Annotated in this window: 17 protein-coding genes; 5 read left to right on the forward strand and 12 right to left on the reverse strand. The window is 73.7% G+C overall.

All coding sequences use genetic code 11. The annotated features are described in order from the left end of the window. Positions 1 to 363: 363 nt before the first annotated feature. Positions 364 to 1371: a stage II sporulation protein M gene (locus tag ABTY59_RS36635; protein ID WP_352023475.1), complete on the reverse strand. Its 1008-nt coding sequence runs from the start codon at positions 1369 to 1371 to the stop codon at positions 364 to 366. 119 nt (positions 1372 to 1490) lie between these two features. Between ABTY59_RS36635 and ABTY59_RS36640 the strand changes: the two genes are divergently transcribed. After that, positions 1491 to 2504: an RDD family protein gene (locus ABTY59_RS36640; protein WP_352023476.1), complete on the forward strand. Its 1014-nt coding sequence runs from the start codon at positions 1491 to 1493 to the stop codon at positions 2502 to 2504. Positions 2505 to 2519: 15 nt separating this feature from the next. On the opposite strand, the gene ABTY59_RS36645 is transcribed toward ABTY59_RS36640, so the two are convergent. The 8 genes from ABTY59_RS36645 to ABTY59_RS36680 all read right to left on the reverse strand — a co-directional run bounded on the left by ABTY59_RS36645 (position 2520) and on the right by ABTY59_RS36680 (position 11079). After that, the gene (locus ABTY59_RS36645; protein ID WP_352023477.1) at positions 2520 to 3134 is read right to left on the reverse strand and encodes a hypothetical protein; all 615 of its coding nucleotides are present in this window, start codon (positions 3132 to 3134) and stop codon (positions 2520 to 2522) included. Positions 3135 to 3286: 152 nt separating this feature from the next. After that, on the reverse strand, positions 3287 to 4741 hold the full coding sequence (gene ahcY / locus ABTY59_RS36650; protein WP_352023478.1) for an adenosylhomocysteinase: 1455 nt from the start codon (positions 4739 to 4741) through the stop codon (positions 3287 to 3289). Positions 4742 to 5104: 363 nt separating this feature from the next. Continuing rightward, positions 5105 to 6070: a cation diffusion facilitator family transporter gene (locus ABTY59_RS36655; protein WP_352023479.1), complete on the reverse strand. Its 966-nt coding sequence runs from the start codon at positions 6068 to 6070 to the stop codon at positions 5105 to 5107. Positions 6071 to 6136: 66 nt separating this feature from the next. Continuing rightward, positions 6137 to 7288 carry a mannose-6-phosphate isomerase, class I gene (manA, locus tag ABTY59_RS36660; RefSeq protein ID WP_352023480.1) on the reverse strand — a complete coding sequence of 384 codons (1152 nt, stop codon included), beginning with the start codon at positions 7286 to 7288 and terminating at the stop codon, positions 6137 to 6139. 219 nt (positions 7289 to 7507) lie between these two features. Next, on the reverse strand, positions 7508 to 8656 hold the full coding sequence (locus ABTY59_RS36665; protein WP_352023481.1) for an SIS domain-containing protein: 1149 nt from the start codon (positions 8654 to 8656) through the stop codon (positions 7508 to 7510). A gap of 208 nt (positions 8657 to 8864) precedes the next feature. Then, positions 8865 to 9047, reverse strand: coding sequence for a Trm112 family protein (locus ABTY59_RS36670; protein WP_086832166.1), 183 nt, complete (start codon positions 9045 to 9047; stop codon positions 8865 to 8867). Between the two features lie 90 nt (positions 9048 to 9137). Then, complete coding sequence (locus ABTY59_RS36675) at positions 9138 to 10505, reverse strand: phosphomannomutase/phosphoglucomutase (RefSeq protein ID WP_352023482.1); 1368 nt, start codon at positions 10503 to 10505, stop codon at positions 9138 to 9140. A 139-nt stretch (positions 10506 to 10644) separates the two neighbouring features. Then, positions 10645 to 11079: a DUF3499 domain-containing protein gene (locus ABTY59_RS36680; RefSeq protein ID WP_351193233.1), complete on the reverse strand. Its 435-nt coding sequence runs from the start codon at positions 11077 to 11079 to the stop codon at positions 10645 to 10647. A gap of 299 nt (positions 11080 to 11378) precedes the next feature. Between ABTY59_RS36680 and ABTY59_RS36685 the strand changes: the two genes are divergently transcribed. Next, complete coding sequence (locus tag ABTY59_RS36685; RefSeq protein ID WP_352023499.1) at positions 11379 to 11834, forward strand: metallopeptidase family protein; 456 nt, start codon at positions 11379 to 11381, stop codon at positions 11832 to 11834. 161 nt (positions 11835 to 11995) lie between these two features. Here the strand turns inward: ABTY59_RS36685 and ABTY59_RS36690 are convergent, their stop codons facing one another. The 3 genes from ABTY59_RS36690 to ABTY59_RS36700 all read right to left on the reverse strand — a co-directional run bounded on the left by ABTY59_RS36690 (position 11996) and on the right by ABTY59_RS36700 (position 17710). Continuing rightward, positions 11996 to 13519: a DUF5719 family protein gene (locus ABTY59_RS36690; RefSeq protein ID WP_352023483.1), complete on the reverse strand. Its 1524-nt coding sequence runs from the start codon at positions 13517 to 13519 to the stop codon at positions 11996 to 11998. Continuing rightward, complete coding sequence (locus ABTY59_RS36695; RefSeq protein WP_352023484.1) at positions 13516 to 17214, reverse strand: glycosyltransferase family 2 protein; 3699 nt, start codon at positions 17212 to 17214, stop codon at positions 13516 to 13518. The genes ABTY59_RS36690 and ABTY59_RS36695 overlap by 4 nt, the downstream gene beginning before the upstream one ends. Positions 17215 to 17446: 232 nt before the next feature. Then, a complete protein-coding gene (locus ABTY59_RS36700) occupies positions 17447 to 17710 on the reverse strand; it encodes a WhiB family transcriptional regulator (protein WP_015033978.1) in 264 nt (87 codons plus the stop codon). Positions 17711 to 18361: 651 nt separating this feature from the next. Between ABTY59_RS36700 and ABTY59_RS36705 the strand changes: the two genes are divergently transcribed. The 3 genes from ABTY59_RS36705 to ABTY59_RS36715 all read left to right on the forward strand — a co-directional run bounded on the left by ABTY59_RS36705 (position 18362) and on the right by ABTY59_RS36715 (position 21202). After that, on the forward strand, positions 18362 to 18883 hold the full coding sequence (locus ABTY59_RS36705) for a cysteine dioxygenase (protein WP_352023485.1): 522 nt from the start codon (positions 18362 to 18364) through the stop codon (positions 18881 to 18883). 64 nt (positions 18884 to 18947) lie between these two features. Continuing rightward, on the forward strand, positions 18948 to 19904 hold the full coding sequence (gene cofD, locus ABTY59_RS36710; protein ID WP_352023486.1) for a 2-phospho-L-lactate transferase: 957 nt from the start codon (positions 18948 to 18950) through the stop codon (positions 19902 to 19904). Continuing rightward, entirely contained in the window at positions 19901 to 21202 is a 1302-nt protein-coding gene (locus tag ABTY59_RS36715) for a coenzyme F420-0:L-glutamate ligase (RefSeq protein ID WP_352023487.1), read from the forward strand. The genes cofD and ABTY59_RS36715 overlap by 4 nt, the downstream gene beginning before the upstream one ends. Positions 21203 to 21219: the final 17 nt, after the last annotated feature.

Genomic DNA, 21219 nt, shown 5'->3' on the forward strand with positions numbered 1-21219 from the left:
CTTCCTTCGTTCCTGTTTCCAGGCCCTCCGGGCGCTTCCTTCGTTTCCGACTCTATCAGATCTTTCCGATCCGATTTCCTCGGTGCTTTCCGGTCCCTTTCGCTTTCGCTCCGGGCCCTTCCGGCTGTTTCGACTTTATCAGAATCATTTCGGCCGACCTAATCGGTGACTTTCGTGATTCGAATAAGAATCGGGATGACTCCGTGGAATCGAATCCCTGCCGGAGTGAGTGAGACTCTACCCGGCCACTGCCGAACTGTCCAGTTCTAGGCAACCGTTTGAATCTACCTCCCCGCGAGCGCTGTGTCAACAGCTTTCGCGGGCACCGGAGGAGACTAGCAGCTCAGCGGGGCCCGACGCACATCAGGCCGCGGTGGGGACCCGGGCGCTGCGGTCGGCCTCTTCCAGGTCGCCGGTGTCGCCGGCCCGGGCGGCGCGGCCGCCGAGGACGTACACGTACGTGAGGAAGGCCAGCTCGGCGGCGATGCCGATGCCGATGCGGGCCCAGGTGGGGAGGCCCGAGGGGGTGACGAAGCCTTCGATGAGGCCCGAGACGAAGAGCACCAGGGCCAGGCCGATCGCCATGCCGACGGCCGACCGGCCCTGTTCCGCCAGGGCGGCGCGGCGGGTCCTGGGGCCCGGGTCGATGACGGTCCAGCCGAGGCGGAGCCCCGTGCCGGCGGCCACGAAGACGGCCGTCAGTTCGAGCAGGCCGTGGGGAAGGATCAGCCCCAGGAACACGTCGAGGCGGCCCGCGGAGGACATGAGGCCGATGCCGACGCCGAGGTTGAGCATGTTGAGGAAGAGGATCCAGAGCACCGGGATGCCCAGGAACGCGCCCAGGACCAGGCACATGGCCGCCGCCTGGGCGTTGTTCGTCCAGACCTGGGCGGCGAAGGACGCCGCCGGGTGGCTGGAGTAGTACGTCTCGTACTGGCCGCCGGGGCGGGTCATCTCGCGGAGGTCGCCGGAGGCGCCGATCGAGGCCTGGACCTCCGGGTGCGTGCCGATCCACCAGCCGATGAGGACGGCGAGCAGCGTGGAGAGGACGGCCGTGGGGATCCACCAGTGGCGGGAGCGGTAGACCGCGGCCGGGAAGCCGGCCGTGAGGAAGCGGACCGCGTCCCGCCAGGAGGAGCGGCGGGTGCCGGTCACGGTGGCGCGGGCGCGGGCCACGAGCTGGGTGAGCCGGGCCGTGAGCATGGGGTCCGGGGTGCTCGACTGGACGATCGAGAGATGGGTGGCCGTGCGCTGGTACAGCGCGACGAGTTCGTCCGCCTCGGCGCCGGTGAGCTTGCCGCCCCGGCGCACGAGGTGGTCGAGGCGTTCCCACTCGGCGCGGTGGGCGGTCACGTAGATGTCGAGGTCCATGATCGGCTGCTGCTCCAGGCACTGGCGGTGGACGGGTCCGTACTCCTGCGGCGCGCTGCGGGCCAGCTTGGCAGACTGGCGTTCGGAGGGGTCGGGAAGGTCGGAGAAGGGTGGGTGCCGTGAGCGGTCTGGTGACGGGTGATGCGGTCGTCCTGGGGTTGCAGCCCGCGCGGCTGCCGAGTCGGGCGCTCGCCGTGCTCATCGACCTGGTCGTGGTGTGGGCCGTGTACCTGCTGATCTCGATCGGGCTCGCGGTCGCGACGGCGTCGCTCGACGAGGCCGCGACCGTGGCGGTGTCCATCGCGTCGTTCCTGCTGGTGCTCGTGGGGGCGCCGATCGCGGTGGAGACGCTGTCGCACGGGCGGTCCCTGGGGAAGCTGGCCTGTGGTCTGCGGGTGGTCCGGGACGACGGCGGGCCCGTCCGGTTCCGGCACGCGCTCGTGCGGGGCGCGATGGGGGTCGTGGAGATCCTGATGACCTTCGGGGTCGTCGCCTGTGTCGCCTCGCTGGTGTCCGAGCGGGGGCGGCGGCTCGGGGACGTGTTCGCGGGGACGCTGGTCGTACGGGAGCGGATACCCGCGGCCCGGGCCCTGGCCGTGCCTCCGCCGCCGCCGTGGCTGGTGGGGCGCTTCGCCGGGCTCGATCTCTCGGCGGTTCCCGAGGCGTTGTGGCTGGAGATACGTCAGTACCTGACGCGGTCGCGCGAGCTCGACCCGGTCGTGGGGCGACGGCTCGCGGAGCGGCTGGCCGACGAGCTCGTGACCCGTACCGGCACGCCGCCGCCGGCGGGCGTTCCGGCCGACGCCTTTCTGGCGGGGGTGGTGGCCGAGCGGCAGGCGCGGGACGCCCGGCGGGCGTTCGCTACGGGAGCGGCGGCCGGAGCGCCGGGGATGCCGGGCGGGCCAGCCGTGCCGGGCGCGCTGGGGATGCCGGGCGCGCTGGGGATGCCGGGCGGGCCAGCCGTGCCGGGCGCGCCGGGGATGCCGGGCGCTGTTCCGTCTTCCGTTTCCCAGAGCGTCGCTTCACCGGTGTCGTCTCCCCCGATGCCGTCTGCCCCGGCGCCGTCTCCCCCGGTCGTCGCTCCCGTCGTGGAGGCCGAGTCGCGGCGTACCGGGTTCGCTCCGCCCGCTTGAGCGGGCGCCCGTCGGTCAGGGGAAGACCGACGGTGGGGTCTCCAGTTCCTCGAGTTCGATGCCGGGCGCTGCCAGGACCACGTCCCCGGCGATGTGGACCGCGTGCCGCTCGCCCGTCTCCAGGGCGCTGACCTGGTACTCGTCCACCATCAGCACCCCGTTGTCAGTGCCGTGCGCTTCACTTCTCAGCAGGGCCCAGGACTGGTCGACCGTGAGGGGGGCGAGCACCGGGTCCGTGAAGGCGACGAGCCTGACACGGGTCTCGGGGGAATCGGGGGTGAGCCGCAGGAGTCGCGTGAGGGCGACGAGGAACGCCGGGGACGTGCCGGTGAAGGCGTGGGCGCGCACATTGCCTTCGGTGGCGTGGGTTCCGGTGGGGTCCGTCCGGACCCAGGTGACGCCGTCGAGGGCCGCGCCGCGGACCTGCCAGCTCGCGGCGTGCAGTTCGAGGCGGATGGGACGGCCGAGTTCGTCGACGGCCAGGTCGACGGAGCCGCGGTGGTCCCCGGTGGGGGTGGTGGTCTGTGAGACGTAGCGCCAGCCGGAGGGGCCGGGCGCGCAGTGGAAGTGTTCTTCACCGAGGGGGGTGTGATCGTGCGGGTCATGGAGCGAATAGCGGCCGCGGGGCATGAGTCGGTCCTCGGGAGGGCGCGCTTCCTGGAGCGCTAGCGGGGCGGGACGGGGCAGGCCCCCCGGCACGGGGGTGCGGGGGGCCTGCCTGAGTCCTCTACGGGTGTCCGGGACGGCGCCGCGTCAGCGCGCGGGCGCCGCCGGCCGGGGCATCAGTAGCGGTAGTGGTCCGGCTTGAAGGGGCCTTCGACCTCGACGCCGATGTAGGCGGCCTGCTCCGGGCGGAGGGTCGTCAGCTTGACGCCGAGCGAGTCCAGGTGGAGGCGGGCGACCTTCTCGTCGAGGTGCTTCGGGAGCACGTAGACGTCGGTCGGGTACTCCTGCGGCTTGGTGAAGAGCTCGATCTGGGCCAGGGTCTGGTCCGCGAAGGAGTTCGACATCACGAAGGAGGGGTGGCCGGTCGCGTTGCCGAGGTTCAGCAGGCGGCCCTCGGAGAGGACGATGAGGACCTTGCCGTCGGGGTAGGTCCAGGTGTGGACCTGCGGCTTGACCTCGTCCTTGACGATGCCCGGGGTCTTGGCGAGGCCGGCCATGTCGATCTCGTTGTCGAAGTGGCCGATGTTGCCGACGATGGCCTGGTGCTTCATCTTGGCCATGTCCCCGGCCATGATGATGTCCTTGTTGCCGGTCGTGGTGATGAAGATGTCGGCGGTCTCGACGACCTCGTCGAGGGTCGTGACCTGGTAGCCGTCCATCGCCGCCTGGAGGGCGCAGATCGGGTCGATCTCGGTGACGATGACGCGGGCGCCCTGGCCGCGGAGGGACTCGGCGCAGCCCTTGCCGACGTCGCCGTAGCCGCAGACGACGGCGGTCTTGCCGCCGATGAGGACGTCGGTGGCGCGGTTGATGCCGTCGATGAGGGAGTGGCGGCAGCCGTACTTGTTGTCGAACTTCGACTTCGTCACGGCGTCGTTCACGTTGATCGCCGGGAAGAGGAGCGAGCCGGCCTGGTGCATCTCGTACAGGCGGTGGACGCCGGTGGTGGTCTCCTCGGTCACGCCGCGGATCTCGGACGCCAGCTGGGTCCACTTCTGCGGGTTCTCGCCGAGGGTGCGGTTGAGGAGACGGAGGATGTGGCCGTACTCCTCGCTGTCCGCGGTGGACGGGTCCGGGGCGGAGCCGGCCTTCTCGAACTCGACGCCCTTGTGGACGAGGAGGGTGGCGTCACCACCGTCGTCCAGGATCATGTTCGGGCCGCCGGTGGGCGTGTTCGGCCAGGTGAGGGCCTGCTCGGTGCACCACCAGTACTCCTCCAGGGTCTCGCCCTTCCAGGCGAAGACCGGGACGCCCTGGGGGTTCTCCGGGGTGCCGTTCGGGCCGACGGCGATGGCCGCGGCGGCGTGGTCCTGGGTGGAGAAGATGTTGCAGGAGGCCCAGCGGACCTCGGCGCCGAGGGCGACGAGGGTCTCGATGAGGACGGCGGTCTGCACGGTCATGTGCAGGGAGCCGGTGACGCGGGCGCCGGCGAGCGGCTGCTGCTCGGCGTACTCGCGGCGGATCGACATCAGGCCGGGCATCTCGTGCTCGGCCAGGGTGATCTCCTTGCGGCCGAAGGCGGCCAGGGAGAGGTCGGCGACCTTGAAGTCCTGGTGGGCGACAGTCGTCATGACTGGGCTGCTCCTCGTGTGTGCGAGTGCGAGGGTCGGTTGAGGTGCCTGGCACCACGGCAAGGCCCCCTGGGCACACGAATGCCCGGGCGCTTCCTGGTGCCGTCGTCGGAGGCCCTCTCTCCCTCGGACGGTCCGCGGACCGCCCGACCGCCATCAGCAGCGACGTCTGGCTGGTCACGAATCTACACCGATCGGCGCGGCGGGCCACAGTCCGCATCGGGTCCACGGGCGGTTCGGGCGTCCCTCGTCCGTACGGGCGTGCGCCGTGCGCCGGTCCGTACGGGAGTGCGCCGTGCGCGGGATGCGCGAGACCCCCGGGACGTGGTGTCCCGGGGGTCTGGGGCGCGCTTCCCGTGGGGGTCAGTGGCCGGTGCCGCCCGGGGTCTTCGCCGGGTTCGTGCCCGCCGAGGCGGCCGTCTCGCTGTAGATGTCCGGCTCCAGGTAGATGACCCGGGCGATCGGGACGGCGGCGCGGATGCGGTCCTCGGCGGCGTTGATCGCGTTCGCGACCTCGCTGGCGGTGTCGTCGTGCTGGACGGCGACCTTGGCGGCGACGAGGAGTTCCTCGGGGCCGAGGTGGAGGGTGCGCATGTGGATGAGGCGGGTGACGGTCTCGCCGTCGACGACCGCCGCCTCGATCTTCCTGACGTCCTCGATGCCGGCGGACTCGCCGAGGAGCAGCGACTTGGTCTCGGCCGCGAGGACGAGCGCGATCAGGATGAGCAGGACGCCGATGCAGAGGGTGCCGATGCCGTCCCAGACGCCGTTGTCGGTGAGCAGGGCGAGGCCGACGCCGCCGAGGGCGAGGACGAGGCCGACGAGGGCGCCGAGGTCCTCCAGGAGGACGACGGGGAGCTCGGGGGCCTTGGCGCGGCGGACGAACTCCTTCCAGGAGAGGCCGCCGCGGATCTGGTTGGACTCCGCGATGGCGGTGCGGAAGGAGAAGGACTCCGCGATGATCGCGAAGACGAGGACGCCGACCGGCCAGTACCAGGCCTCGATGGGGTGCGGGTGCTTGATCTTCTCGTAGCCCTCGTAGATGGCGAACATGCCACCGACGGAGAAGAGCACGATGGAGACGAGGAAGGCGTAGATGTACCGCTCGCGGCCGTAGCCGAAGGGGTGCTCCGGCGTCGCCTGGCGCTTGGCCTTCTTGCCGCCGAGCAGCAGCAGGCCCTGGTTGCCGGAGTCGGCGAGCGAGTGGACGCTTTCGGCGAGCATCGACGACGAACCGCTGAAGAGGAACGCCACGAACTTGGCTACGGCGATCGCGAGGTTGGCGGCGAGTGCCGCCACGATCGCCTTGGTTCCGCCTGACGCGCTCATGGGTGTACGTGGTCCCTTCGTCGGTGCTCCGGCTCGATCGCCGCGGTTCGGCCGGTCATTGTCGCATCAGGCCACGACGGTCGCCCGGAAGACGGTGCCCGCTCCGGTCAGTTCGGTGCTCTCGCCCGCCGGCACGAAGACGGACTCGCCGGGGCCGAGGGGGATTCCGCCGGCCTGGGGGCGGCCCGCGACGGCGAGCAGGATCTGCGGGGTGGGCGCGGTGACGTCGGTCGGCGCGGCGCCTTCCGCGCGGGCGAACCGGGAGAGGCGGAACTCGTCGATGGGGGTCTCGTAGACCTCCTCGCCGGAGGGGGACGCCTCGGGGCGCAGGACGGCCGCGTCGTTCGGTTCGAAGCGGACGATCCGGAGGAGCTCGGGGACGTCGACGTGCTTGGGCGTGAGGCCGCAGCGCAGCACGTTGTCGGAGTTGGCCATGATCTCGACGCCGAGGCCGTCGAGGTAGGCGTGCGGGACGCCCGCGCCGAGGTAGAGGGCCTCGCCGGGCTGGAGCCGTACGCGGTTGAGGAGCATGGCGGCGAGCACGCCCGGGTCGCCGGGGAAGTGGTGGGCCAGGTACGCGAAGGGGGCGTGGTCGCCGCCGAGCCGGTCGGCGGCGGCCGCGGCCTCGGTGACGGTGTGGGCCATCTCCTCGCGGTCGGCGGTGAGCAGGGCCGTCAGGACCTCGCGGAGCGCGGCCTCTTCGGGGTGGGCGTGGAGGAGGTCCACGTACGGCTTGAGGGAGTCGACGCCCAGCTCGGCCATGAGGTCGGCCGCCTCGGCGGGGGCGCGGAAGCCGCAGAGTCCGTCGAAGGGGGTGAGGGCGCAGATCAGCTCGGGCTTGTGGTTGGCGTCCTTGTACGTGCGGTGCGGGGCGTCGGCCGGGATGCCGGCGGCCTCCTCGGCGGCGTACCCGGCCTTCGCCTGTTCCAGGTCGGGGTGGACCTGGAGGGAGAGGGGGGCGCCGGCGGCGAGCAGCTTGAGGAGGAACGGGAGCCGGGGGCCGAACTTCTCTACGGACCGTTCTCCCAGTTCGCGTACGGGGTCGGCGGCGATGAGCGTGTCGAGGGCGCCGCGCTCGGTGCGGGAGGGGGCGCCGGGGTGGGCGCCCATCCACATCTCGGCCTGGGGTTCGCCGGTGGGCGCGGTTCCGAGCAGTTCCGGGATGGCCGTCGTGGATCCCCAGGCGTAGGGGCGGACGGTGTTGACGAGGCGGTCCATGGTGCCTGCCAGCTCCTCGGGGTGGTGACGGATCGTTCGGGTGTCGGGAGACAGGTGACAGGGGGCGGGTGACGGGTGGCGGTCCTCGCGGTGTACGCGTGCCGACGTGATGGGGGGCGGGTGCCGGTGGGGCCGGTGGCCGGCCGCCGCGGTCCTCGTGGTCGACGGGGCCCGCTGTGGGCGGGGCCGGTGCCGACGAGGCGGCGGGCGGGTGCGGGGCTAGTGCGGGGTGCGGCCGGGGGTGGCCAGGTTGAGGTAGACGGCCGCGAAGTCGGTCACGGCGAGGAGTTCGGCGAGGGTCTCCAGGTCGCCGCCCTCCTCGGGTTCCAGTTCGCTGATGGCCGTCTCGTGGCCGAGGGCCAGCTCGCGGGCGGCCGGGGCCGCGGTGAGGCCGCCCGCCGGACGGTCGCGGAGCAGGACCACGCGCGCGCGGAGTGCCTGTGGCTCGTCCACGCGGTCGCGGAAGAAGTCGTCCGGGTCGGCGCCGGCCGCGTAGTCGCCGGTCAGGAGGACGCCGTGCGCGGGCAGGGCCTCCGGGAGTTCGGCGGCGAGCGCGGGCAGGCCGGCGAGCTCGGCGAGGACGGCGGCGAAGCGGCGGCCGGCGGGGCCGGCGGCATTGCCCTCGGTCCAGATCAGCGGGAGCGAGTCGGCTAGTTCGGCGGCGAGCGTCTTCGCGGGATTGCTGTACGTGGCGATGGCCGGGCCGCAGCGTTCGGCCGTGCGGTCGAGGCGGTCGGCGACCTTCTCCAGGGCCTCGGGCGGCGCCTCGATGAGGCCGACGCGGTCCAGGAGCGCGAGCAGCGGGGTGAACAGGGCCCAGAGGGCACCGGGGCTGGCCGCGATGGACTCGGCGCCCTCGTCGGGCGATTCGTTGGGGGCGGTCGCCATCGGGACGAAGAGGCCGTGCGAGCCGTTGACCGTCTCGGCGAGCGGGGAGGCCTTCGGGGCGACGGCGACGACCGTGATCCCGCGGCGGTAGGCCTGCTCGGCGAGGAGGGCCAGGCCCGGTTCCGAGCCGTCGGTGGTCGGCATCAGGAGCAGGTCCACCGAGCCCGCCCAGCCGGGTAGCGCCCAGCGCAGGGCGCCCGCGGCGGGGGCGACGCCGGTCGGCTGGAGGCGTACGACGGGAGCGGCGGCGCCTGCGAGGGCGCCGATCAGGTCCGCGACGCCGGCGGCGGCGGTGCCGGGGCCCGCGACGAGGACGGCGCGGGGGCGGCCCTCGGGGCGCAGGTTCGCGATGCCGGCCTCGGCGGCGTGCCGGGCTGCGGTCCGTACCCGTGCGCCCGCCTCGGCGGCGCCGCGGAGGAGGCCTCGGCGGTCGGCCAGGGCGAGGTCGTCCGGGGCGTCGAGGAGGGTCTCGTCGAGCATGTGCGGCCTCCCTGCGGGGCGCTGCGGGTGCGTACGGGTGTGCCTGGGCTGGTGGGCGTCCCGCACCCACGGGGGAGCCCGTCGTGGTGCGGGTTCAGGCGCGGAACGCGGAGGCGCCGCCGAGGGCGCCGGCCCGTGTGCCCACCCGTCCCTCCCCCGGGGCTTCGTCCGGGGGCCGTGCGGGACGCCTGCCCGCACGGGGCCGGGCTCAAGCCGGCTTGCGGGCCTCGTCCGTGAGGAGGACCGGGATGCCGTCGCGGACCGGGTAGGCGAGACCGCAGTCGGGGCTCGTGCAGATCAGCTCGGGGGTCTCGTCCGCCGTGCGGTCGTTCAGCGGAGCGTGGCAGGCCGGGCAGGCCAGGATCTCCAGGAGGCCGGCTTCGAGCGGCATGGGGTGTCCCTTCGAACAGACGGATCGGGCCAGGTCAGCCTACCGCCGGGGAACGGGGCACGCCCCCGTTCCCCGGCGGTGGGGCGGGGGTCAGTCCGTCGCCCGGACCAGGGCGAGGACCTCGTCGCGGATCTTGGCCATGGTGGCCTCGTCGCGGGCCTCGACGTTGAGGCGCAGGAGGGGCTCCGTGTTGGAGGCGCGGAGGTTGAACCACCAGTCCGCCGCGGTCACGGTGAGGCCGTCGAGCTCGTCGAAGGCGATGCCCTCGGTGCCCTCGTACGTGGCCCGGACCTTGGCGGTGCTCGCCGCCTGGTCGGCGACGGTCGAGTTGATCTCGCCGGAGGAGGCGTACCGGTCGTAGGCGGAGACCAGGTCGGACAGGGTGCCCTCCTGGCCGCCGAGGGCGGCGAGGACGTGGAGCGCGGCGAGCATGCCCGTGTCCGCGTTCCAGAAGTCCTTGAAGTAGTAGTGCGCCGAGTGCTCGCCGCCGAAGATCGCTCCGCTCTTCGCCATCTCCTCCTTGATGAAGGAGTGGCCGACGCGGGTGCGGACCGGCCGGCCGCCCTGCTCGCGGACGACCTCCGGCACCGACCAGGAGGTGATCAGGTTGTGGATGATCGTTCCGCCGGGGTGCTTGGCGAGTTCGCGCGCGGCGACGAGGGCCGTGATCGCGGACGGGGAGACCGGCTCGCCGCGCTCGTCGACGACGAAGCAGCGGTCGGCGTCGCCGTCGAAGGCGAGGCCGAGGTCGGCGCCCTCGGCGCGGACGCGGGCCTGGAGGTCGACGATGTTCTTCGGGTCGAGCGGGTTGGCCTCGTGGTTCGGGAAGGTGCCGTCGAGCTCGAAGTACATCGGGACGGTCGTCAGCGGGAGCCCGTCGAAGACGGTGGGGACGGTGTGGCCGCCCATGCCGTTGCCCGCGTCCACGACCACCTTGAGGGGGCGGATCGCGGTGAGGTCGACCAGGTTCTTGAGGTGGGCGGCGTAGTCCGCGAGCGTGTCGCGTTCGGTGACCGTGCCGGGCTCCGCCGCCGCCTCGGGGGCGCCGGTCCGCGTCCACTCCTCGGCGAGGGCGCGGATGTCGGCGAGGCCGGTGTCCTGGCCGACGGGCGCGGCGCCGGCGCGGCACATCTTGATGCCGTTGTACTGGGCCGGGTTGTGCGAGGCCGTGAACATGGCGCCGGGCAGGCCGAGGCTGCCGGAGGCGAAGTACAGCTGGTCCGTGGAGCAGAGTCCGATGAGGGTGACGTCGGCGCCGAGGCGGGCCGCGCCGCGCGCGAAGGCGGCCGCGAGGCCGGGCGACGAGGGGCGCATGTCGTGGCCGACGACGATCGCGTCCGCGTCCGTCACCCGTACGAAGGCGGCGCCGAAGAGCTCGGCGAGCGTCTCGTCCCACTGGTCGGGTACGACTCCGCGGATGTCGTACGCCTTCACGATCTGCGACAGATCGACGGTCACGGATCCACCCTCCTGAAGTTCTCCACACGCGTGTGCGGCGCGTGTACGGAACGCCAAAACTACCCGGAGACCGGGGGTACGGGGTCGGGGGAACGCGGGCGGTGGCCTGTTGCCGCCGGTCGGGCGCGGCCGGGTGCCGTCAGTTGTCGGGGGAGCGGAGCACGCGGAGGTGCCCTCGGCGCCCGACCTCCATGGGGTCGCCGCCGCGGCCTCCGCCGCCCTTGCCGCCGGCCTCGGCCGCGCGTTCCTGGGGGCGGGCCGCTTCCCGCACCGCGTTGGCGAGCGCTTCGAGGTCGTCGCCGCTGGGGCGGGTGGGGGCGGATCCGTCGGAGAGCCGCACCACCTCCCAGCCGCGCGGGGCGGTGAGGCGCTCGCTGTGCTCGGCGCACAGGTCGTAGCAGTGGGGCTCGGCGTAGGTGGCGAGCGGGCCGAGGACCGCAGTCGAGTCGGCATAGACGTACGTCAGTGTCGCGACGGCAGGGCGGCCGCACGCGGTGCGCGAACAGCGACGTACAGGGCTCACGACGTTGGACGGTACCGCACTCTTGAGCGGGCCGCGACGACTCTCCCTCAGGTCACTCCACCGTGTCGCGGTGTGACCTCCGCCACCCCCGTTCGAGTGGTGGCGGCTCTGACCTGCGCGGGAGGGGGTGCACGGGGGTGGGGGCAGGGGGCTATCCGGACACCTTGGGATACAAATCCGGTCAACCAGGGCCAGATGGCCGATCGCGGCGGGCGGTCGAATCGGGCGGGCCGTCGGCCGGAACGGTCAGGATCCGACACGACGCGGGGCGAGGGCTCGGGCCCGCGGGAAAAGGTGGCGAGGATGCGCCACGGTGCGGTGGGACGGATGGGGGTTACGCTGCGTCAGTGATGGACAGTCCTGTGCCGCCGAGCCCCTCGCACCGTCCCGTGGACCCCCCGGCGGAGCCTCGGGTCCGCCGCCGCGACCGGCACGGCCGCGGGATGCGGGGACCTGTCGCGCCGCCGCAGGTGCCGCTCTCCGCGAGCCGGGCCGACACCTTCCGCGATCTCGTCCTCGACTCCGTGGAGCGCCTCGAACGGCGCTGGCCGCAGCTGGCGGACGTCGACTTCCTGGTGATGGAGGTGCCGCCACCGGTGACGGGCGAGACGGTGCCGCTGGGCGGCTCGGTGCCGGCCGAGAAGAACGAGCCGGCCCGGGTGGTCGTCTACCGGCGGCCGGTCGAGATCCGTTCGAAGAGCCGGGACGAGCGGGCGCTCCTGGTCCACGAGGTCGTCGTGGAGCAGGTCGCCGAGCTCCTGGGGCTCTCCCCCGAGTCGGTCGATCCCCGGTACGGGCAGGACTGACCCGGCCGGCCCGTCGCCGGTACGGGCAGGACCGGCCGGGCCGTCGCCGGTACGGGCGGGACCGGCCGGGCCGTCGCCGGTACGGGCGGGACCGGCCGGGCCGTCGCCGGTACGGGCGGGACCGCCCGGCGATCCGCCCGTACGGGGGACCCCGCTCTCGTTCAGTCCAGGACGCCCAGGTCCTGGTGGGCCGTGGGGACCTCGACCGTGCCGCGGTCGTCGACGAAGGTCTGGACGGTGAACATCGGGACGCCGTCTTCCGGCAGCGCGAGCGTCCGCGCCCCGTACACCTTGCCGCCGGACACCGGCTCGACGGTCAGCGCGTAGGAGCCCTTGAGGCCCCCGGGGACCAGGTCGGGCACGACCGTCGTCGTGCCCGCCTTGACCGTGACGGTCTTCGTCACCGGCGTGCCCCCCGCCGAACCGGCCGAGGCGGTGACCTTGACCTGGGCGTCCGCGCCCTGGGCGGTCAGGGAGAGCGTCGAGCCCTTGGCGCGGTTGTCGGCGACCGTCGCGCGCGCGGCGACGGCCGCGGTCGCCGGGATGAACGCGATCTCGGTGTCGGCGCCCTTGCCGCGCACCACCTGGAGGGCCGCGACGATCGGGGTCGCCTTCTTCGGGTCGCTCGGGGTCAGCAGCAGGGAGCCCACCGCGCCCCGGGTGAGGTCCGGCAGGTCGAGCGCGGCCGTCATCCCGGACTTCACGTGGAGGGAGCCCGCGCCCGCGGGGACGATCGAGCCGCTCGTGGTGGACAGCTGGACCTTGAGGTCGGCGTCGTCCTCGCCGGGGGCGAAGGCGACCAGCCGCACCGAGGTGGCGTCGGCCGGGATGCCGGGGAGGACGGCGGTGCTCGCCGGGTCGGCGGCCGCGGCCAGCCAGTCGCTGCCGAGCTTGTCGTCGGCCGCGGCGACGGCGGCGCCGACGCGCCCGCTGCGGGTGGTGACGTGGACGGTGACGTCCTTGAGGGGGGCCTCGGTCGTGAGCGTGGACAGCAGGACGGGGACCGTCGAGTGGGCGGGGACCGGGATGCCCTCGGTGAACTGGGACTTGAGGGCGCCCTCGGGGCCGTACAGCTCGATGTCGGCGACGGCGGCCGTGTCGTCCGGGTTGGTGAGGTGGACGTAGTCCTGGCGCTCCTTGGCGGTGGAGGCGCCCGGGAACCAGAAGTCGGTGTCGGGGGCGCCGCAGCCGAGGCCGAGGAGGCCGCGGGCGCCGCCCGCCGGGACGACGGTGGTCTGCTGGACGGTCCAGCCGGGGGCGAGGGCGCCGGTCGCGGAACCGGTGAGCGCGGGCACGGCGGGGCCCTCCGCCTCGGCGGTGACGGGCTTGCCGGGGGCGGTGACGGTGGCCGGGGCCTTGGCGGGCTTCGGCTTCTTCCCGCCGGTGCCGCCCCCGGTCGTCGTGCTCGCCGCGGTCCGCAACTGCGCGCTCGGCTGCTCGGCCTGGCCGGCGGCGGGCGCGGAGCCCTTGCCCGTGCCCGCCGGGGTGTACGAGGTGTAGAGCGTCTCGGCCAGCTCGGAGGTGCTGGGCGCCGGGCAGACCAGGCCGACGCGCTCCACCGGGAGGCGCGTGGTGGCCTTCGCCTCGGGGGCGGCGGCACCGTCCGGGGCGGTGAGGGCCGCGAAGCCGGTGACGGCGGCGAGGGCCGTGGCGCCCGCGATCAGGGAGAGGGTCGTGCGCTTCACTGGTTGCTGCTCCCGTCGGGACGCTGCTCGGTCTCGTGGCCCTGGGGGTATCCGTAGCCGTAGCCGTACGGGTCGTACTGCTGCTGGTCGTACGCCTGCTGGTCGTACGCCTGCTGCTGGTCGTACTGCTGCTGCTCGTAGCCCTGCTGGGGGTACGCGTACGGCTGCTGCTGGTACGGGTCGGCCGCGTAGTCCTGGTAGTAGCCCTGGTCGGCGTACGGCTGCTGCTGCGGCTGCGGCGGGACCTGCCCGCCCTGGGCGTAGGCCGGGTCGTAGCCGCCGTCCCAGTCCTGGCCCTGGCCCTGGCCCTGGCCCTGGGGCTCGTAGGACTGCTGCTCCGGGATCGGGGCGGGCTCGCCCGCCGGGGGCTCCGGGAACTCCTGGAACCCGGCGGCTCCGGCGGTCTCGGCCTCGGCGGCCGCCTCGGCCTCCGCGGCGGCGCGCAGGCGGCGGGCCCGGCGGCCGTCGCCGTCGGCGGCCTGGGCGGGGATCGCGAACTCCTCCTCGGGGAGGTCGTCGTCGATCTCGCGGCGCCGTCCGGGCAGGGCGAGGACGAGCAGGACGACGGCGAGCGCGGCCTGTGCCCAGATCCACGCCGTGTGGGTGAGCGGCTCGTCGTACGTGAGGTCGAGGCGGCCGCCCTGGGCGGGGAGCTCGAAGCCCTGGGCCCAGCCGTCGACGGTGGTCCTGGTGAGTTCCTTGCCGTCGAGGGTGGCGGTCCAGCCCTCGTCGGCGCGGTCGGCGAGGCGCAGGACGCGGCCGGCGGGGCCCGCCGGGACGTCGGCGTGGGCCTCGACGGGGCCGGCGGCGACGGCGACCGGCCGGGCGGCCGCCTCCGCGGCGTCGGTCTTCTCCGCGCCACCGGTCTTGGCGGCGGGCGGGACGATCATGACGCGGGCGATCTCGCGGTCGACGCGCCAGAGCGCGCTGCCGTCGAGCTGGCTGAGGCGGCTGAGGCCGGGGGTGGAGTCGAGGACGCGGCTCATCTGGCGCGGCGCCCCGTCCCGTACGAGGACGTACCGGACGGCGTAGCCGCTGAGCTCCTGGGTCTGGTCGGCGCCGGAGCCGGCGACGAGGTGGGCGACGACCGCGTCGAGGCGCGGGTCGCCCTCGGCGGCCGCGGTGAGTTCGGCGTCGCCGAGGCGGGCGCCGGAGCCGCGGACCAGGGTGTAGGCGACCTCGCCGGGCGCGCCGCCGCCGAGGACGAGGGTGCGGGGCTGGTCGCGGGTTCCGCTCTCCTCGGCGACGAAGGCCGGGACCTGGACCGGGTCGCGGCGGGTCAGCGGGCCGTCGGCGCCGCCGACCATCCAGCCGACGGCGGCGACGGCGGGGCCGAGGGCGCAGGCGAGGGCGATGAGGGCGGCGACGGGCTGGCGCCAGCCGAAGCCGTGGGCGGCGACGCGGGTGCGGCCGCCTTCGGCGCCGATCATGCCGGCGGCGACGAGGGCGGCGCCGTAGACGAGGGTGGCGGGTCCGGCCCAGCCGGTGCCTCCCGCGCCGTTGCCGAGGACGGCGAGGAGGAGTCCGGCGAGGGCGGCGGCCCAGGCGGTGCGGACGGCGAGCTGCCGCTCCTCGCGGAGGAGGCCGGCCAGGCCGGCGAGGACGAGGCCGATCAGGAGGAGGCCGCCGGTGGTGCCGGGGCCGCCGGGGCTGGTGCCGAGCAGGTCGAGCGCGCCGGCCGTGCCCGTGCGGACGTCGAGTCCGGCCTCGCGCAGGAAGGCGCCCGGGTGGGTGAGCAGGGTGAGCGACCAGGGCGCGAGGACGAGCAGCGGGGTGCCGACGGCGGCGAGGAAGCGGAGCCCGTACGCGGGGAGGTCGGAGCGGCGGACGGCGAGGACGCCGAGGCCGAGGAGGACGGCGAGCGGCCAGACGACCGGGGTGAACGCCATCGCGAAGGTGAGCAGGAAGGTGTACGCCCAGGTGGCGCGCCAGCTGCCCCGGTCGGGCCGGTTGAAGCCGTGGGCGGCGACGGCGGCGCGGGCGATGAGCGGGAGCAGGATCGCGAGGACGGCGGTGCCGAGCCGGCCGGCGGCGAGGGCGCCGGTGGCGGCGGGCAGGAACGCGTACGCGATCGCGCCCCAGGCGCGCAGGAGCCGGGACTCGACGATGCCGCGGGCGGCGAAGTACGCGGTGAAGCCGCCGAGCGGGACGGAGCAGACGAGCAGCAGGGTCAGCGCGGTGGAGGTGGAGCCGAGGAACAGCGCGGAGAGCGCGGCCAGGACGGCGAGGTAGGGCGGGGCGGTCTGGGTGCCGCCGGTGCCGAGGGCGTGCCAGGCGTCGGCGTACCGCGACCAGAGGTCCGAGACGGTGTCGGGGGCGGGGAGGAGGGCGCCGCCGGCCAGCGAGCCGCCGGCGAAGAGGTTGCGGCAGGCGACCAGGGAGACCAGGAGGAGCAGAGCGAAGAGGACCGGGCCGGGCTTGCGGGCGATCTTCTTGAGCCGGGCGAACTGCTCGATCTCCAGGTAGTCGGCGTCGTCGCCGCCGGGTCCCGATTCGACGACGCCGTGGCGGGAGCCGCCGGTGTCGGCCTCGGCGCCGCCGAAGTGGGAGGCGATCTGCTCGACGGTGGCGCGGAGGGTGGCGCCGGGCGGCGGGAAGAGGGAGCGGAACTCGTTGTTGAGGACGGCCGGGTTCTTGCGGCGCTTGCGGGCGGCGAGGATCTTCTCGGGCCGCAGCAGGGTCGCGAGGAGGCCCATGACCTCGTCGACCGCCTGGACCGGTGCCTTGCCGACGAGGTAGGCGAGGGTGCGGAGCAGGGTGCTGAGGACGAGCCGTACGAGGACGTACGGGAGGGCACGGCCGCGGGCGTTGGCGAGGAGGGTGTGGACGGCACCGGCCTTGTCGACCCGGTGCGGGTTGGCGGCGGTGCGGCCGGCGCAGTCGACGGTGCGGCGCTCGCGGGCGGAGGCCTCGGCGTGCCGCAGGACGGCGTCGGGGGCGACGAGGACGCGGTGGCCGGCGGAGTGCGCGCGCCAGCACAGGTCGACGTCGTCGCGCATCAGGGGCAGGCGGCGGTCGAAGCCGCCGAGGCCCTCGAACACGTCGCGGCGGACGAGCATGCCGGCGGTGGAGACGGAGAGCACGGAGCGGACCTGGTCGTGCTGGCCCTGGTCCTGCTCGCGGCGGTCGAGTCCGGTCCAGCGGCGGCCGCTGCGGGCGATGCTGACGCCCGCTTCGAGGAGCTGCTTCCTGTCGTACCAGCCGCGCAGCTTGGGGCCGATGACGGCGGCCTCGGCGTCGGAGTCGGCGACGCGCAGGAGTTCGGCGAGGGCGCCGGGCTCGGGGGCGCAGTCGTCGTGGAGGAGCCAGAGCCACTGGACCGGTTCGCCGTGCGGGAGTTCGGGGAGGTCGTAGGCCTCGTCGTTCCAGGTGCGGCTGACGGGGTCCCAGCCGCTGGGGCGCTTCAGGTAGGGCAGGTCCTCGGGTCCGAGCGGGGGCGCGGTGCGGGCGGCCTCCTCGACGGCGGCGCCGAAGCCGGTGCGGCGTGCGAGGTGCAGGACGCGGTCGGCGCCGATGGCGTCGGCGACGAGCTGCGCCGAGTCGTCGGCGCTGCCGGTGTCGGCCGCGACCACGTTCTGCACGGGGCGCTCCTGGGCGAGCAGCCCGGCGAGCGCGTCCGGCAGCCAGCGGGCGCCGTCGTGGGTGACGAGCACGGCGGTGACGACGTGTCGCGGAAACTCAGGAGTTGAGGACATCGAGCTACGGGCCCTCCGGCCGGGGTCGCCCGCGGGGGGCGTGGGGAGCGTCTCGGACGGAGGCCCACACTAACGGCTGCACGCGGAGCGGTCCGCCGCCCTGTGGACAGACCGTACGGAAGGGTGCGGGCCGCACCCGGACACGCAGAACGGTCCGCCGCCTGTGCCGTGAGCACAGGGGGCGGACCGTTCGTCCTGTCCTGGTGCGCCCGCCGGGGCGCCGGGGTGCCGTTCAGACGGCGGCCTTCTTCAGGCGGCGTCGCTCGCGCTCGGAGAGGCCGCCCCAGATGCCGAAGCGTTCGTCGTTCTGCAGGGCGTACTCGAGGCACTCGGAGCGGACCTCGCAGGCGAGGCAGACCTTCTTGGCCTCGCGGGTCGAGCCGCCCTTCTCGGGGAAGAAGGACTCGGGATCGGTCTGGGCGCACAGCGCGCGCTCCTGCCAGCCGAGTTCCTCGTCCGCGTCCTCGACCAGCAGTTCCTGGAACAACTCGGTCATGTGCGCCCCTCGTCTGTTCTGTGCGTCCCCGTGATGTTGCCGGGCGAACCCGGCCGAACGACACGAGTGAAATTACAAGTTTGTGCTCTGTGCGAGTCAAGCCGAGATCTGCTATTGGGCCCCGTATTCACTCTGCGGAACCAAGCCTATGCGGAAAGTGTTCAAATCACCAAAAAACGTGACACATGCCGCTGGCTTGACCACACCGCGTCGCCTTCACAGGGGAGGACGTCCGGGAGTTGGATCTTGTTGCGATCCAGCCGTGGAAGCGATCCGGATCACAGTCCGGTCACGCCCGCCCGTGTCTGCGGGCGCGGTCGAAGCGCCATGTCTCCTGGTCCGCCCCTGAACAAACCTTTCTCCGGACACGGTAACCGGATGAGGTGAAACATTACCCCCAAATCGGGCATTGAGTTGACAGTCGGGTGCCCCTCCGGCCACCTTTGGTGGCATGCCAGCGACCGCAGCGCCCTCCGCGACCCACAGCCGTGGGTTCCGCCGCGCTGTCCAGGCGCGCTGTTGCTGTTGCTGTCCCAGCTGTTGATGCCGTAGAGCTCCAGCCTCCTCTCCCAGCGTCACCCCGCGTCACCCGTGTCACCTCTCTTCCGTGACCCCACCGCTTCTGTTTCTGCTGAGGAACCTCCCCACCCCATGAACATGGACAGCGACCTTCAGATCGCCGGCGACATCCTCGAGGTCCCGCACCTCCTCCAGCCCGAGCGCCCCCACCCCGTCACCGTGGCCGAGTTCGCCGGCCTCGCGCGCTCCCTCGCCGCCGACCGCTCCCAGTGGGCCCCGCACGTCGAGTACGACGCCACCACCCGCTGGTACCACCGGCTGCGCACCGGGCCCGGCTACGAGGTGTGGCTGCTCTCCTGGGTGCCCGGCCAGGGCAGCGGACTGCACGACCACGGCCCCTCCTCCGGCGTGCTGACCGTCCTGGAGGGCGAGCTGACGGAGCGTACGGACCGGGGCACGCGGACGCTCACGCCCGGCGGGGAGCGGGTCTTCGCCCCGGGGTACGTCCACGAGGTCGTCAACGACTCCCTCGAACCGGCCGTCAGCCTGCACGTCTACTTCCCCGGCCTCACGGACATGCCGATGCACGAATCGATGCACGAGTCGCTCCAGGCCCAGTGCGCCCCGGCCGCCCCGGCGGTCCTGCCCGTCTGACCGGGCCGGCCGTCACCGGCCACCACCCCTCATGCGCTCGGCGGCCGGCTGACAGACTGTCCGCATGCGCATTGTGGTTCTGGCCGGCGGCATCGGTGGTGCCCGTTTCCTTCGCGGCCTCAAGCAGGCCGCGCCGGACGCGGAGATCACGGTCATCGGCAACACCGGTGACGACATCCATCTCTTCGGGCTGAAGGTCTGCCCCGACCTGGACACGGTGATGTACACCCTCGGCGGTGGCATCAACGAGGAGCAGGGCTGGGGACGCACGGACGAGTCCTTCACCGTCAAGGAGGAGCTCGCGGCGTACGGGGTCGGGCCCGAGTGGTTCGGCCTCGGCGACCGGGACTTCGCCACCCACATCGTCCGTACGCAGATGCTCGGCGCGGGCTACCCGCTGAGCGCCGTCACCGAGGCGCTGTGCGCCCGCTGGCGGCCCGGGGTGCGGCTCCTCCCCATGTCCGACGACCGCGTCGAGACGCACGTGGCGATCGAGGTGGACGGCGAGCAGCGCGCGGTGCACTTCCAGGAGTACTGGGTGAAGCTGCGCGCCTCCGTCGACGCGAAGGCCGTCGTGCCGGTCGGCGCCGAGGCCGCGAAGCCCGCACCGGGTGTCCTGGAGGCGATCGCCGAGGCGGACGTCATCCTCTTCCCGCCGTCCAACCCCGTGGTGAGCGTCGGGACGATCCTGGCCGTGCCCGGGATCCGCGAGGCGGTCGTCGCCGCCGCGGCGCCGGTCGTGGGCCTCTCCCCCATCGTCGGTGACGCGCCCGTGCGCGGCATGGCCGACAAGGTGCTCGCGGCCGTGGGCGTGGAGTCCACGGCGGCCGCGGTGGCCCTGCACTACGGCGCCGAACTCGTCGGCGGCTGGCTCGTGGACACCGTGGACGCGGGCGCGGTCGCGGAGGTCGAGGCGGCGGGCATCGCCTGCCGCGCGGTGCCGCTGATGATGACGGACGTCGACGCGACGGCCGCGATGGCCCGCGAGGCGCTGGCGCTGGCCGAGGAGGTACGGGGGTGACGGCTCCCTCGTACCGGGTGTGGGCGCTCCCGGGGCTGCCCGAGGTGGCCGCCGGGGACGATCTGGCCAAGCTGATCGCCTCCGTGTCGCCGGAGCTCGCCGACGGCGACGTGCTGCTCGTCACCTCCAAGATCGTCAGCAAGGCCGAGGGGCGGGTGATCGCGGCCGACGACCGCGAGGAGGCCATCGACGCCGAGACGGTACGGGTGGTGGCGCGCCGCGGCACCCTCCGCATCGTCGAGAACCGGCAGGGGCTCGTCATGGCCGCCGCCGGGGTCGACGCCTCCAACACCCCCTCCGGGACCGTGCTGTTGCTGCCCGAGGACCCCGACGCCTCGGCGCGGCGCATCCGTTCGGGCCTGCGCGAGGCGCTCGGCGTGGACGTGGGCGTCGTCGTCACGGACACCTTCGGCCGGCCCTGGCGCAGCGGGCTCACCGACGTGGCGATCGGCGCGGCGGGGGTGCGGGTCCTCGACGACCTGCGCGGCGGCACCGACGCGCACGGCAATCCGCTGAGCGCGACCGTGGTCGCCACCGCCGACGAACTCGCCGCCGCCGGCGACCTGGTGAAGGGCAAGGCCACCGGGCTCCCCGTCGCCGTCGTGCGCGGCCTGCCCCACGTGGTGGGCGGCGACGCCGAGGAGGGCGCGCGGGCGCTCGTGCGCTCCGCCGCCGACGACATGTTCCGGCTCGGGACCTCGGAGGCCGTACGGGAGGCGGTGACGCTGCGGCGGACCGTCCGCGAGTTCACCGACGAGCCCGTCGACCCGGGGGCGGTCCGCCGGGCGGTCGCCGCCGCAGTGACGGCCCCGGCGCCGCACCACACCACGCCGTGGCGGTTCGTGCTCCTGGAGTCGGCGCGGTCGCGCACCCGGCTGCTCGACGCGATGCGGGACGCGTGGATCGCGGACCTGCGCCGGGACGGCAGGTCCGAGGAGTCCGTCGCGAAGCGGGTGCGACGCGGGGACGTCCTGCGCCACGCGCCCTACCTCGCCGTGCCCTGCCTCGTCACGGACGGCGCCCACCACTACGGCGACCCGCGCCGGGACGCCGCCGAGCGCGAGATGTTCGTGGTGGCGGCGGGTGCGGGCGTGCAGAACTTCCTGGTCGCGCTCGCCGGGGAGCGGCTCGGCTCGGCATGGGTGTCCTCGACGATGTTCTGCCGGGACGTCGTCCGCGACGTCCTCGGGCTGCCGGACGACTGGGACCCCATGGGCGCGGTCGCCATCGGCCACCCGGCGGCCCCGCCGAAGGACCGCCCGGCACGGTCGGCCTCGGAGTTCGTCGAGGTCAGGTAGCCGCCCCGGCCCTCAGG

Source organism: Streptomyces sp. NPDC096079 (genome assembly GCF_040303145.1).
In the GTDB taxonomy this organism is placed as follows: domain Bacteria; phylum Actinomycetota; class Actinomycetes; order Streptomycetales; family Streptomycetaceae; genus Streptomyces.

Bases quoted from the DNA above. Each gene is read 5' to 3' on its own strand.
- ABTY59_RS36665 (WP_352023481.1), bottom strand. From the start codon at position 8,656: ATGCTCGACGAGACCCTCCTCGACGCCCCGGACGACCTCGCCCTGGCC.
- ABTY59_RS36700 (WP_015033978.1), bottom strand. From the start codon at position 17,710: ATGACCGAGTTGTTCCAGGAACTGCTGGTCGAGGACGCGGACGAGGAA.
- ABTY59_RS36645 (WP_352023477.1), bottom strand. From the start codon at position 3,134: ATGCCCCGCGGCCGCTATTCGCTCCATGACCCGCACGATCACACCCCC.
- cofD (WP_352023486.1), top strand. From the start codon at position 18,948: ATGCGCATTGTGGTTCTGGCCGGCGGCATCGGTGGTGCCCGTTTCCTT.
- ABTY59_RS36655 (WP_352023479.1), bottom strand. From the start codon at position 6,070: ATGAGCGCGTCAGGCGGAACCAAGGCGATCGTGGCGGCACTCGCCGCC.
- ABTY59_RS36695 (WP_352023484.1), bottom strand. From the start codon at position 17,214: ATGTCCTCAACTCCTGAGTTTCCGCGACACGTCGTCACCGCCGTGCTC.
- manA (WP_352023480.1), bottom strand. From the start codon at position 7,288: ATGGACCGCCTCGTCAACACCGTCCGCCCCTACGCCTGGGGATCCACG.
- ABTY59_RS36635 (WP_352023475.1), bottom strand. From the start codon at position 1,371: ATGGACCTCGACATCTACGTGACCGCCCACCGCGCCGAGTGGGAACGC.
- ahcY (WP_352023478.1), bottom strand. From the start codon at position 4,741: ATGACGACTGTCGCCCACCAGGACTTCAAGGTCGCCGACCTCTCCCTG.
- ABTY59_RS36705 (WP_352023485.1), top strand. From the start codon at position 18,362: ATGAACATGGACAGCGACCTTCAGATCGCCGGCGACATCCTCGAGGTC.
- ABTY59_RS36670 (WP_086832166.1), bottom strand. From the start codon at position 9,047: ATGCCGCTCGAAGCCGGCCTCCTGGAGATCCTGGCCTGCCCGGCCTGC.
- ABTY59_RS36685 (WP_352023499.1), top strand. From the start codon at position 11,379: ATGGACAGTCCTGTGCCGCCGAGCCCCTCGCACCGTCCCGTGGACCCC.